This window comes from Shewanella sp. SM69, assembly GCF_025653985.1.
Classification (GTDB): domain Bacteria; phylum Pseudomonadota; class Gammaproteobacteria; order Enterobacterales; family Shewanellaceae; genus Shewanella; species Shewanella oncorhynchi.
In genome coordinates, this window is record NZ_JAKKRV010000018.1 from 52,724 (window position 1) to 65,729 (window position 13,006).

Annotated in this window: 17 protein-coding genes; 1 reads left to right on the forward strand and 16 read right to left on the reverse strand. The window is 44.7% G+C overall.

Annotated features, from left to right (window positions below; translation table 11 throughout):
• Together L5M37_RS19775 and L5M37_RS19780 are read right to left on the reverse strand one after the other, a co-directional pair.
• Positions 1-465 carry a metal-dependent hydrolase gene (locus tag L5M37_RS19775; protein WP_037429945.1) on the reverse strand — a complete coding sequence of 155 codons (465 nt, stop codon included), beginning with the start codon at positions 463-465 and terminating at the stop codon, positions 1-3.
• A complete protein-coding gene (locus L5M37_RS19780) occupies positions 462-1,076 on the reverse strand; it encodes a hypothetical protein (RefSeq protein ID WP_259216092.1) in 615 nt (204 codons plus the stop codon). Before L5M37_RS19780 ends, L5M37_RS19775 begins: the two co-directional genes overlap by 4 nt.
• 287 nt (positions 1,077-1,363) lie before the next feature.
• Between L5M37_RS19780 and L5M37_RS19785 the strand changes: the two genes are divergently transcribed.
• The gene (locus tag L5M37_RS19785) at positions 1,364-2,017 is read left to right on the forward strand and encodes a hypothetical protein (protein WP_140907542.1); all 654 of its coding nucleotides are present in this window, start codon (positions 1,364-1,366) and stop codon (positions 2,015-2,017) included.
• 65 nt (positions 2,018-2,082) lie between these two features.
• Here the strand turns inward: L5M37_RS19785 and L5M37_RS19790 are convergent, their stop codons facing one another.
• The 14 genes from L5M37_RS19790 to L5M37_RS19855 form a co-directional block, all read right to left on the reverse strand.
• Positions 2,083-2,583, reverse strand: a complete 501-nt coding sequence (locus L5M37_RS19790) for a hypothetical protein (RefSeq protein WP_226060185.1) — start codon at positions 2,581-2,583, stop codon at positions 2,083-2,085.
• Between the two features lie 91 nt (positions 2,584-2,674).
• Complete coding sequence (locus tag L5M37_RS19795; protein WP_037429953.1) at positions 2,675-3,112, reverse strand: hypothetical protein; 438 nt, start codon at positions 3,110-3,112, stop codon at positions 2,675-2,677.
• A 69-nt stretch (positions 3,113-3,181) separates the two neighbouring features.
• Positions 3,182-3,406: a 2Fe-2S iron-sulfur cluster-binding protein gene (locus L5M37_RS19800; RefSeq protein WP_037429954.1), complete on the reverse strand. Its 225-nt coding sequence runs from the start codon at positions 3,404-3,406 to the stop codon at positions 3,182-3,184.
• Between the two features lie 512 nt (positions 3,407-3,918).
• Positions 3,919-4,347, reverse strand: coding sequence for a hypothetical protein (locus tag L5M37_RS19805; protein WP_088212897.1), 429 nt, complete (start codon positions 4,345-4,347; stop codon positions 3,919-3,921).
• 101 nt (positions 4,348-4,448) lie between these two features.
• Positions 4,449-5,822 (reverse strand): DNA cytosine methyltransferase, encoded by a 1,374-nt coding sequence (locus L5M37_RS19810; RefSeq protein ID WP_263201687.1) that lies wholly within the window; start codon positions 5,820-5,822, stop codon positions 4,449-4,451.
• Between the two features lie 128 nt (positions 5,823-5,950).
• Positions 5,951-6,238 carry a hypothetical protein gene (locus L5M37_RS19815; protein ID WP_140907540.1) on the reverse strand — a complete coding sequence of 96 codons (288 nt, stop codon included), beginning with the start codon at positions 6,236-6,238 and terminating at the stop codon, positions 5,951-5,953.
• A gap of 121 nt (positions 6,239-6,359) precedes the next feature.
• A complete protein-coding gene (locus L5M37_RS19820; RefSeq protein WP_011711533.1) occupies positions 6,360-6,794 on the reverse strand; it encodes a hypothetical protein in 435 nt (144 codons plus the stop codon).
• 111 nt (positions 6,795-6,905) lie between these two features.
• The gene (locus L5M37_RS19825) at positions 6,906-7,271 is read right to left on the reverse strand and encodes a toxin of addiction system (protein ID WP_259216095.1); all 366 of its coding nucleotides are present in this window, start codon (positions 7,269-7,271) and stop codon (positions 6,906-6,908) included.
• A gap of 39 nt (positions 7,272-7,310) precedes the next feature.
• The gene (locus L5M37_RS19830; protein ID WP_263149195.1) at positions 7,311-7,514 is read right to left on the reverse strand and encodes a hypothetical protein; all 204 of its coding nucleotides are present in this window, start codon (positions 7,512-7,514) and stop codon (positions 7,311-7,313) included.
• A 263-nt stretch (positions 7,515-7,777) separates the two neighbouring features.
• Positions 7,778-8,209, reverse strand: coding sequence for a hypothetical protein (locus L5M37_RS19835; RefSeq protein WP_088212894.1), 432 nt, complete (start codon positions 8,207-8,209; stop codon positions 7,778-7,780).
• Between the two features lie 327 nt (positions 8,210-8,536).
• On the reverse strand, positions 8,537-8,839 hold the full coding sequence (locus L5M37_RS19840) for a hypothetical protein (RefSeq protein ID WP_140907539.1): 303 nt from the start codon (positions 8,837-8,839) through the stop codon (positions 8,537-8,539).
• Positions 8,840-8,984: 145 nt separating this feature from the next.
• Entirely contained in the window at positions 8,985-10,004 is a 1,020-nt protein-coding gene (locus tag L5M37_RS19845) for a toprim domain-containing protein (RefSeq protein ID WP_086904913.1), read from the reverse strand.
• A gap of 189 nt (positions 10,005-10,193) precedes the next feature.
• On the reverse strand, positions 10,194-11,915 hold the full coding sequence (locus tag L5M37_RS19850) for a hypothetical protein (protein ID WP_263201688.1): 1,722 nt from the start codon (positions 11,913-11,915) through the stop codon (positions 10,194-10,196).
• Between the two features lie 82 nt (positions 11,916-11,997).
• Complete coding sequence (locus L5M37_RS19855) at positions 11,998-12,972, reverse strand: AAA family ATPase (protein ID WP_011711538.1); 975 nt, start codon at positions 12,970-12,972, stop codon at positions 11,998-12,000.
• Between the last annotated feature and the right edge of the window lie 34 nt (positions 12,973-13,006).

Sequence of the window (13,006 nt, forward strand, 5' to 3'; positions counted from 1 at the left end):
TCAATACATCCATCTTAAAAATAAAATAATACCAACACTTGCTACTACTGCATGATTTAGCCCAATTCGTTGCGCTCTACCCAATGGCCAAAATGGTCTAATTCCGGCCGGAGTCACCGCGTCCCCAAGTAAATGACTTAAATAGCCAATGACTAGGGCTTGCGATGCGATAGAGTCAGCTTGATGGCTGGCTAAAAGCCAGACCATTAGCCCAACAGCCCACAATGAGTGAGTGATACCACGATGTGAGAAGAGCGAAAGAATCGTTGATATTGGTTTAATCCTTCTTCCCAATTTCGACTCAGGATGATCTATGTCAGGTAATAACGACGCTATCGCCACCACGGGTAACATCAAACACGCATCTACAACACCGATTACTGTCTCAGGGGCATAGGAGTTGACGATAGCAGCGTAAACGCCCCAACAACCCACTCCTAGGCCCACATGAGCAGCATATCTCATTGGGTCACAACTTCCGCAGCTGTCACATTTCCCACAGTCGGAGAAGGTTTCACTAACGCTTCAACTTCTGAATAGGCCTTTTGCGAGCGCTCGTCAAAGCTGCGCTCGTTTAGTTCAATCATACGCTCCAGCTTGTCGTAAGGCAGGTGTAACAGCATATACACTACGTACAGCCCGTTATCGACGCGAACTTGGGTGTTAACGTGGTTATAGCCAACGACTTTTGCACGATTTACTAGCTTAACAATTGTTTCATCATTCAACTGATTAGTGCGACCATTGCGCACTTCAGTGTTTTGACGCTCACGACCAGAAACTTCCTGCGATACTGTCTTAGCAATCGCGTATTCCGCATTTAAGTTCGCAATATTGCGAGCGGCCATCAAGTTATCAGCACGGCCCATTGCCGTCGCGTAAACGCCATCACCATTCGAAGCAGGAGGGTTTAAGAACCACTCAGGCGCCTCTTCAATAGCGTCGTTCATTTGTTCATTTTTTTGTTCTACTAGCTCTTGTTGTGCTTCGACATAATCAGAAACAGGGTTTGAGCTGCAAGCAGACAGAGCTAAAACAGATAATGCTACGGTTGTTAATTTGTGTTGAGTTTTCATCTAGTAATTCCTTGTTTGTTAAAGTTTACGACCAGAATCATTTCATCACAGTTCTAAAACGTGGCAAATTTGCTGCATTATCTTGCTAAATCAGTTGGTTATAATATTATTTTAACAAACTTGGTGACGTGCTTCTCAAAAATATCTACCCAATAACGAGAATAATACAGGATAACAAAAAATTGGGTAGATATTTTTTTTTAAAACTTGGTCTGAGCTCCTAAATTTGCGAAAAAAATTTTCTGTGAGATAAAGTTCACATAACAAATTTACATCTTGAGGTAAGCATGTCGCGCATTTCGATTCACCCACTATTTTCCGAATTGGCAGTGGAGTTAGGCTGCAACAGTGCGCCGAGTCGTTTGGTGTTCTTGGAGGTACATTTAAGATTAATTGGTCTCGCGCCAGAACAGGTCAATAAAGAGCATTTAAAGCAACTGATTAAGCTCCTATTTGACGAAGAGATTAACCTGCACCCTCATCATTCAGACTTGGCCTTAGTCTCAATACCAGGCATTGCAGAGCCATACCCAATACTCACTGCCCGAGGCTACAACCGGTTGTATAAATCGGATAAAGCTGGGGAATTCCGCGTCAAAGCCATTTCCAAAGGGGAAGAGTTCACTACAGCTAACATTGATGCCATGAGCAAGCCTGAGCAATATCACGTTGCGCACAATGCGGAACTGGAAGGGTTTGCCGCCGTGTACAGTGATAATAGCAATCTGCTGTTAACGGGGGTTATTTCAGTGGATGAAGTAGAAGATGTGCTCCACCGATTCCACCGCTGCAGTTTGTCGTTGGCAGAAGTCGGCGCAGGCCTCGCGTTTAATCGCTTATTCAAGGTCAATCGTGCATTTAAAATGTCACCCGCCACCAGCGCCTTTGCGGGTTGGTTTTCGATGGCAAGAGCCGCGTTAAAGACCGTTTATTCAAATTAACTAGCCAAAAAATCCAAAAAAAAACGACGAAGGGATGCCTTAGCATTCCAACGTCGTTTTACACTTTAGTGCAGATCTTGCTTGATTAAATCCACCATCAGTTTATTGCCTGCATACTGAAAATAATCGAGCCAACCTGCCACTGAAAACGATTCAAAACTGGGAGTGTTCCATAGTCCCCAGATATTTAAATCGCATCCACGCTTAATAATATCCTCCAACTGACCGTGCGGTTTCCGGTGAACAATATTAAGCATTTTTTCAATTGAGATCGGTTCTATCGATGATTTCCCGTCATCAATTGAGATTAAATAAGGGCTTGTGGGGTAACCTGCATTGTGCCAAAAGCTCACATATACAGGGTTTACGCCAAGTCCCACAGGGATTAACACCGAACCGCCTTCGCGCAGCTGCCACAAGAACTGCTTGATACCTTTGTCAGCAAACCTTGTAAGCGTTTCGAGATCGACCTTTAAATCATCTTTATAGACAATCGGCAGGTTTAATCGATTCGATTCAGATGTCATAGAAGCGAAAACAGTATTAATTTCTGATTCGTAATTCATGGTGCTCACTCCAAAATTTAAATGGGTGAACGCCCTAGGGTCGTTTCACCCTAGGGTCTTTGTAACGGCGTAACCGTTTTACATTGTTAAGTTAAAAAATCGAGATTATCGAGATTGCAAAACCTATGGTGCCAAGAACAAGACCTATTGCGCCCATTCGCATAGAAATACGAATGTTTAAGTCTTGATGATCCCAAAAATGTTTGAAAATCTCTAACTGCGTCGAATCAGTCACCTTTAAATTGACAGGATTAGTATGCAGCTTTAATCCCAACTGCTGAATCCCGTCGTAATCTATCGCTATCTGATTCTTCGTTAGTGAAAGATTTCCCGAATTACCCATTGCATAGCGCAGGATCCAGAACCCATTGTCGAGGTTTTGGATCGTAACTGGCTTTTTACGCATAAATCGCTTAGTAAGCACTTGACGGCGAGAAGGACTACTGACGATGTTATAATTGCACATTCGAACAATCCCCATACCACCTTCGTCTTCCTCTGTTAATCGAATAACTTTATCTACTTGCATAACTCACTCCGAATGGATTAAGAGTGAGCAACCCACAAGGGTGATTGCTCACCCAAGGGGTAATAGAAATTAAACTTCTAAGGTCACGTCAGTATGTGCTATTGCACAACACACAAGCACATGACCGGCTTTGACGCTAACTGGCTCTTCTTTATAGCTTACAACTCCATTAACTAATTTGGTGCTGCAAGCCCCGCAGTAACCGCTTCGGCATTCAGTAAAAACAGAAATACCTTTAACTTCAAGCTGCAAAAGAAGAGTGGAGTTATTATCTGACTCAATTGATATAAGCATGACTTGCTCCTTTTAAAGTAAGCCACACCCGTCGGGTAAGGTCTTACCCGATAGTTATTAATCGTGACTAAAGATCGTTGATGAAACAGATGTGCCGGTTGTATTCCGATTGGTACGTAAGCTCGTCAGGGGCGTTGACGTAAACCACGTCCCCTTCGGTGTAAGTGCATAACATGAGAGATTGAGGGTTAACCCATAATCCTTGGTACTCGTCGCAATACTTCCGCTCCCATCCACTCTTAAGTGAGGACTCAAAGTTTAATGAGCCGCCGAACGGCCAGAAATCTCTGACCATCGTAGACCCATACATACTTAACTCCGGTTTTGCTCTGCCCTTTTGGATACGCTTCTTAATGAGTCGGCGTAACCATCGTTTCTGAGCAATCTCCTTACTTGAGATATATTTCTGACCTGTTTTTCTGAACCAATACAGGTCGCCATCGATACTTTTTAACGACTCATTCAGTTCGTTAATGTTTAACAATGACGTTTTCTTGTTTGCATGAGAGTTATTAAACATGTGCTAATCTCCCTGCGTTTTGACCGAAGCTCACAATCCCGTTCCAGCTAACTTCTTCAGTGAGTGGCAATGGAATGGCTTGAGGTTTCGAAGACATTGCATAGCAGAACTCAATAAGCCCGATGTCATCACGGCTAATTGACTTCAATGACGTTGGTTTTGCTTTCGCAATACGGAAGCCCCAGAAGCACAAATTCATGAGTTCTAGTTCATCCTGAATCTCAAACGGAAGTAGGTTCCCTTCGAGTTTCACGGTCTCAACAGCTGCAAGTCTCACGTCGCCTGATTGTTTTATCACATATAAACCAATGTGATAAACATAGAGCTTAGGGCGACGGTCAATTTCAATCCCCTGTAAAGTGGCATAGGCCACGATTTTTTTAGTGCTTGTTTCCCAGGCACCTACTACTAAATTTTCCATATCTCACTCCAAATTTAAAAAATGCCCGTAAGGCATAAACAAAAAAAGGGGGAGTTATGGCCCGGAGGGGCAAACTCACCCCCAAGGGTTAAATTTTGATGTTAAGCTGCAACTGCAGTATTAACGGTATTGGTTAAAAGCGTTGTTCCTACTGATTGCATCAAGTCTTTAAAAGCAGGGTATATCACCGATTGCCCAAGGATTTGATGCGCCAGTGTGTCAGACAATCCCTGAATGACTTCAACGGGGATCCCCTTCACGCGGCAATGCTCAACCGGTGTGAACAATCTTGATAACGCGGAGTCAACTGGATTGATGATGAATGGCTCAGTGCTACGGCATTTCGCGTAGTCCTTGCCTATCACACCACAGCCATCGGAATCTGCTGTCAATAACTGATGAGCAAACCCCTTACCTGCCGCTTTATCGCGCTCTTCCTTCGCCGCCAGATAATCAAACGGCTTGTACCTGTCGCTATCGTCCGGCACCGCATCCAAAATATGCCCTAGACTGGGCTCTGGAAAGCGAGAAGGCATAAGTGAATAGATGTCAAACTCTGACATATCAATTCCCGACGACAGAGCGACAACGGCTAAGCGTTTACGACGTTCTAAAACCCAGCGGCCACCATCTAATGTGGTTTCGTGGAGGTTGTACCCCAACGAACCCAGCACAGACCTGATGACTGTCATTGATGAAGTATTGGCGTATTCGACCACATTTTCTATCAAGATAATCGCCGGATTTAACACTTGCGCGAACTGAAGAAACGAGAAGAACAAAGCGCCTGCCGAATCGTGAGATTCTGCGAACTGGAGCTTCAGTTTACTTCGACCGCTTTTTGATGCGCCGACGCAAGGGATACCTCCTACTAGCACATCGACCTCCATATTGCATTGCTGCAAGTTCACATCTTGAACCGGAGACTCAATCACAATAGAACTGCTATCCCACAACTCTGGATTGTTGGTCAGGCTCGAATCGAGGTACTGGGACTCTAGCTCAACAGCGACAGCTATTTTGCTGGAGATCCCCGCCGACTCTAATCCATGATGGACAGCCTTATCTAACACGCCACCGCCATGGAATAACGAGGCCACTTTCAATGACTCACCATTTTGCAGGCGTGACATTAATCGTGATTCCCGACTCTTAACCCGCTCAGATTGATGATGCGCTGAGATAATGATTACCCCTGCTTTAATCAACACTCTGAGTTTGCTAATGCCTTCAAAAACCTCTGTAATCGCTTTACAGGTTAAATCGATAATGGGTGTGATATTACCGTTTTTACTGCGACGGCTTACGGTGTACTTACCCTGTTCATCTGCCGCTAAGCGGATTTCATTTCCGTTTGCGTGAATAGTGTAATTTCGACCTGCATCCCACCCTTCTCGTGATAGCTTGGAACCCTCGACCCACACGCGAGCGCGGCCTTTGGAATCTCCAATTTTAGTATTAATGATTGTTGCCATGTGACTCACTCCATAAATGCCCGTAAGGCATAAAACAAAAAAGGGTGAGCTATGGCCCTAGGGGACATTACTCACCCCAAGGGTTAAATTTTGATGTTAAGCTGCAATGGCAGCATTAACTGTCTAGGTTAAATTGCTAGTGAAGCTAAAAAGCGGTATATCGCGCTAAAGACGATAGATATAACTGCCACTTTGAGGATGTAATTGAAGTTGAAACTTGCCTTAACAAGCTGATTCAATAGCACATACGAATTAACGACCCCAATTAAAACGATTAAATCCTCTTTGGTCGCATTAAAAAGCAGTACATATCCAAAAAGCCCAGTTATTAAAAAAGAAGCATCGAGAATCGCAAAAAAACGCTGCTCTCGACGATCTATAATCTCGCTTTTACTGCCACCTTCTAATTTACTCATAGCGTGTCCTCACTACTGATTAAAGGTACACGCAGCCCAAAGGCACTTGTGTACCCTTGGGGGTTAAATATCGACTACAAAGGCTCTTTCACTAAGCGGCGCTGGGCTCGCTTGAAAGGTGTCAAACCATTGTTGTTTCGAATTTACGCATTTCGGCTTGAATCAATTTAAGATTTTCATAAATCGAAGCGGCTAATAATGCAGTGCGGGAGGCATTCTGATGAAACTCCAATATCCTGTCTTGATTGACCACCTTCTCTGCATCTTGAAGATGCTCCGAAGATGCCCAATTCATAAGGGATATGTAATCATCAAAGTCTGCTCTCATTATGATGTTGTTCAGGTTCTGGATTGAATTAACTAATCCAAAACCTGTCAGGTTTTCTATATCATCTACAACGATGACTTGAGACCCTTTTACATAAAGGATGTCTTCCATCCCCTTGTAAAACAGCACGATTGTTTGACGCTTTTGGTTTATCAATACGTCCAAATGTGGTGCCGTCAAAGCCACAAGTTGTTTTGCTTCTTTGAAACTGATTTTCTGTAATTGCATGACTCACTCCAAAATTTTAGAAATGCCCGTAAGGCATTAAAATAAAAGGGTGAGTCTGCCCCATGGGGACAAAACTCACCCCCAAGGGTTTAAAAATCAAATTCGATAAGGTTACAGCACTTCCTGTACTCGCAAATAGAGGTCTCTAACGCGATTTTTAGGTATGGTACCGATGATCACTTGTTTGCCATCTTTGACAAAGTATTCCGGTGTCACAGGAACCCAGCGAGTTCTTCCGAGGCAAAATTTTGTATCTTTGTCTAATTTTTCCATCTCGTGACTTCTAAAAGTGAGCTCTCCCCGGTGGTTTTCGTCCACTCGTTGACTTGTGCCGTAAGCCAAGCGCAACTGTGTACCAGACGGGTCTGCATCAACAACTATAACAGGACGGAATTTGGGGCCTGGCCGATTAGGATGTTCATCCGAAGGGAACCAGGCAAATAGAATGACCCCAACTAGGGCCGTAGGGTTACTCATAGGAACCTCGACCTAGTTGTAGGAAATAATTTGATTGAATTATGGTTTGCTGAATACCCCATTTCTCGCTAAGAAATCCTCAATGGACTCTCCTGCGATCGATGGCGAACAGTCACTCTGCATTCCTGCTGAAACGAAACGTAGAACCAATTGCTCAGTTGTAATACCGAGCTGAGAAGCTTTGGCCTCCAATTCTGCAAGAAGAGTGTCACGATCATCAAATCGAATTGTGATTGATGGCATGTTAGATACTCGTATAAAAAGTTTACTTGAGCATCGTAGCACGTTCTGTTGTAACATGAATATTCTCCTGTGGAACAACTAAACATAATTAGCTAACTCAAAAGATTCTTGAGCCATTTTCAGTGAAGTGGCATCAATCACCCTTGCTGAGTTCTCACCATCACAAATGAATTTTTTCATAGCGGATACCTATAAAGTTAATTAAAGGGAATCCGCCCTAGGGCAAAATTCCCTAGGGATGGTTAATCTATGTTGATTTATATTTATGCGGCTTCTCGAATGTAAGCACCAGAAGTCCAAGCGCTTGTCGCGATTCGGACTTCATATTGCTCACTTAACTCATCGAAAAGTTTTGTACTTGCAGAAGCATGATGGAAAAGAGCCAAAGGATTAAATTCCCAAGGTTCTGACCAATTCGCTTCTTTGATTTGTACGCTGATAGCGATGTAGCTACACCAGCTGGTTAACAGCACTTTATAAAAGCCGTTTTCAGCGATAATTTCTCCATCTCTAGTGCGAACATTAAATGTTGGCTCAGTGAATGATTTCGGTAAAAGAGACTGAACTGTCTTTTTTACGTTCTCAATAAACCACTGAGTCTCGTCGTGCAACTCCCAAGGTTCCCAAGCTTCATCAAATGGTAATTCGATATGTACGGTACTTGCGTTTGCTAGACAAAAATGACCTGCGCCCATAACTCACTCCTAAAAATTAATTAGTAAAAAAGTAAAATGGTGCGCAGGCCTTGAGGCTATGCACACCTCAAGGGTTTTGGCTTTAAGCGGTACTTAAAGCATTGTTAGACCTTAACGTAGGTTCGACGGGCTTTCGCCAATACATGACCGCAGTACAAGAATCATCAAGTACATTAGTCATGCAAAATCCAACTGTATTTAAAGTAGTCGATTTACGACGGTCTTAAACAAGGTTGGAAGGGTTGCTCGGTTAGCACTGAGGCCGTTACCGAGTAGCCATCAAAGTTGGCCACTCGGTAACGGCCCCGCGTTGGCAGGGCTTTGGAATTAACTATCAAAGGGAACCCTGATAGTGATACCTGCGGGGGGTGACTTCCGGCTAAGAACGTATCCAAGCACTTCACCGCAATCGGTGTGAGAGCTTGTGATCATTCGCTCACCGTCTGTCTCAATGAACCGCCATACGCTACAGGATTCCTCCTTTTTCACGCTGGGGTGCAGGTAGTTTTTTCCGTTGATGTGGATTTCTTCTCCTGTAGATTTCTTGCTCGGTTTCGGCTGAAACTCAAGGAAAAAGCTCACTTCATCAACGTAGTTCGTTGGGCAGTTTGGAAAGCCGTTTTGACTCATATTCACTCCATTAGTTTATAGAGTGAGGGCTTCCCATTGAGGGCTTTCGCCCTCGCTGTGTGTGGTATTTAGGTGTTCATCTCAAAGTAGACTGTTATTAATCCACTTTAAAATGAACACCTTTTGTAAGGTATTCATTTACGACTCAAGCCGCTGTCGGTTTTGATAGTTGATTGTATTCATCAAGCCAATCAATGCCTTTCGAACCCGCTGGTATTGCTTGCTTGGGGAAAAATACCCGAGCCTCAACACCATGCGATTCTAACCGCTTCCTGAGATTTTCCGCTGCCGCCTGACCTGCGCCAGAAACGTCTTTATCAGCAAAAATGCTGACTCGTTTTACACTCGATGGAATGTGAACAGCTTCTAACAATCTATCGCTGTAACACGCCCACGTCGGTAAACCGGACATCTCTCGCACTGCCAGAGCAGTCTCAATGCCTTCAGCAACAGCCAAGTGTTCCCCAGGATGATAATCAAGGCGGATAGCTCCACCTCTTATATCACCTGGTGGCGACATAATTTTTTTTACGTCTTCCACATTGGCCTTATTACCTTCGGGTGTCAGGTAGATCCGGTGCAATGTCAGGGGCTTGCCTTCTTTATCGAAATAAACGCCTAACATCGCTGGAGTCCAGCTTTTCACCAATTTCCCATCGACATTGCTGACGTTCAGACACGATTTAATTCCGCGCAGTGTATTGGGTAAGTCAGATACATCTAAACCGCGTTTAGACAGATAAGCCTTCACATAATCAGCTTCCATTGCGTGAACGGATTTTGACCACACCTTGCGTAATGACTCGGTACGTTTTGCAACATCTTCCGGAGGTAATGTGTACTCGGCAGGTTTGCTAGAACCCGATGCCACGTACTCAGAATCTAATTTCAGATTAGCCAAACGACTGATTTCATCGCAGGCCTTCATCTTCGGTAGATCAAGTACGTATGCCACCGTATCTATCACATCCATGTAACCAACCCCGTTGAGGTAAGTTGAACCATTGGATGCAATTCGAAACACGGTTGTCCCACTCCCCGTCCGAGGATCAGGTACTTGAGATGGTTTCTTGCGTAGCGCTTCGCTGAGCGCCGGAATTTTGCCGTAAATATCTAACGGATTAACGCTAGACCGAATAGCTTGGATTTTTTGTATTGCGTCCATAAATGCTCCTTTACTCAGGGGATCTTTGATACCCACTAACTAGAGAACGCATCAAAGATCCCCCGAGGGAAATCTAGGACGAACACACAGAGAGAGCGATTGCAGGGAAGCAATCAAACTGCGTATTCATGCGCTAAATGGCGCACTTCTCCCTAGAGGGGAAGTACGCCCCTCTAGGGATTTAAAGTGTTAAATGTGTTGCTTAAGCAACTGCATTAACTGTTTCGGTAACTCGTTGACGTGGTCGATACAGGCTACTTTAAGGTCTTTAAAACCAGTAAACCTTACGTCCACCTGACCAATGATGACAGGCAAAACCACAACGCCATGCTGAGCTAACCAATCGAGAGAACCAACCACTTCCTGCGGAACGTCCGGTTGACCATCGGTAATCACAAACATCACCTTTTTTTGCGATGACTGTAAAATGAGCTTGCTGCCCATTTCCATCATCGCACTTCCTGTACTTGTGCCGCCGAGCTCTACATATGGCAAAACCGAAGGTGTCTTCTTCAGAGCAAAACCTTTTAGCTCCAGATAAAAATCACCAAACAACGATAATGACGTCAAAACACCACTCTGTTTTTCAAGAGCCTGTGTCATTGCCATTGCCGCCTTTGTTGCTACATAAGAGCGGTATGTGTCGTCCCACGGATACCCCATAGAACCTGAAGCATCAAGCAACACACCAACTGAAAGGTTTGCCGCAATATCACGACGGATATTTTTAGCGCCAGGATTCCCCAGAAAAGCATCGACCAACCGATCCTCGTCTAACTCCCCAAACTGCGTCACGCCGGATAATTTCATGTTTCGTTGTCGGAACATGACCTTAACAGCATTGGCGACAGCGCCATTCACCTGCAGATTTGCCGCAGGGAAAACATTGCTTGGATTACCACGCAGCAACTCCTGCACTGTGTAAGGAACGACTTTGATTGGTTCAGGAACACGAGAATAGTTACTCATATCTTGCTGATATCGGTGAGCCTCTAACAGTTTGCCAACGTCCAAGTCCTCGAAGGATTGCTCCAAATCGATTTCATTGAACCCTTTGCTATTGCTAAGAGCCTTCCCGCTAGTATTGCCGTTGCTTTTACCTTCAGCGTCACCTTCAGCGTCACCTTCAGCGTCACCTTCAGCATCACCTTCAGCATCACCTTCAGCATCACCTTCAGCATCACCTTCAGCATCACCTTCAGCATCACCTTCAGCATCACCTTCAGCATCACCTTCAGCATCACCTTCAGCTTTAGCTTCAGCATCACCTTCAGCTTCACCTTCAGCTTCACCTTCAGCTTCAGCTTCAGCTTCTTGCTGATTAGCCTGTTGCATTGCCGCAAGCTCTAACAGAAGGTTTTCTGCCAACTCACGCACTTCTAAGGTGTCTTTCGCCGTTTGTGCAAGCTGTGCGTATTTCAAACACAACTTATCAAGCTCCAGTGTTACCCAATCAAATCCAGCTAATGCTGGTTTGATCGCAGTAATCCCGTTTTCAAGGTTTCCGACTAGAAGTACGTAATACAAAATGTCGTCGAGACAGTTTGTAAACTCACGCTTGGTAATGATGTCTACCAATATTCTTCGGCTTGATTGATAAGACTGTATTGCGCCAGGAAATTCCCTGATATTGCGCAAGTCGATTCTTATGTCCTCAAGCACGTTGATTGCGTTTTTCAACGCTGTACTGGTCTGCTGCATGACGTTTCCGATTGCACTGAAGTTGGTGTGATTGAGATGGGCCGACTCGTGAAGTAACGAGCAAACCATCTGATCCCACGGGCCAACCCCAATGACAATTCTTTTACCGTTGGTGTAAGAACTGCCACCAGCAATCGTGACGTTAACGCCTTTGCGAGTTAACGCATTCGACAGCATCGAGAATGACGCTTGTTCAGTATTTCTTTTCATTTCTCACTCCAATTGCACCCGTAAGGTACAAAAAAATGGGGTGAGAAAGCCCTTGGGGGCGTACTCACCCCCAAGGGTTAAATTAAGCATTCGCAGCTGTTAGCGATTGCGTAAACATTTCAGCTAAATGCAGCTTGCCCAACTCATTAAGCGCTAGACGCTCTTCAGGAGTTGAAGCGGCTGTAAACACAATCTCAAACACCTCCTGCATCGTGAAGTCAGGCAACAACTCCCACATTACCGCCCAATCAACTAAAACACGAGTTGATAGTGCTGATTGAATGCAGTGCTGAGAATTGCCGTTGACAGCATCGGTGTTCATCGCATCACGTACCGTTTTGGCAAATTTCGCCATAGCAAGACGAATACGATAAGACAGCTTAGTCATATCACCGAGAATATCTGTATCCACAGAAATTGCTGGATATTCAAAGCCAATCCAAAGGAAGCGACGTTTAACCGCCTCGTCCATATCGGATGAAATAGAACCGTAACGGCCAGACATGTCGGCTATACCTGGGGTCTGACACGTTGCAATTACTCTAAAGAGCGGGTGAGGATTTACCACCTCGCCAGTTTTCTCAATCGCAAGAGGTTTGCCCTCGAGGATTGGGTGAAGACTAGCTAGCAGGTCGAATGAGCCTTTATCCAGCTCGTCCAGCAACAGAATACCGCCTTCGCGATACGCTTTGACCACCACGCTCTCTTCAAAAACGGTTTCACCATTTTTGATACCAATGTTGCCCTTCAGCGTTTCGGGGCGCATGGTTTCACTCACGGATACTCGGTGCAGAGATAAGCCAAGAGAAGCCGCAAGAAACGCGACAAACTCCGTTTTACCCGTACCTGTTTCGCCATAACAAGCCAGTGACATGTTACGACTCTTTCCGAACATCCAAGTCAGCGCAATGAGCAAATTACGCTCGTTTGGTCTGTACTTGGGGTTCACTTTTGGCACGTTAGCCATACCTTCAAAAACAGCGACCATTTTACCGCTTAAAGTTGGGCATAATGGGAATACTGTTGCACCGGATACTTGTTTAGCTTTAATAGACATAACTCACTCCAAAATTTTAGAAATGCCCGTAAGG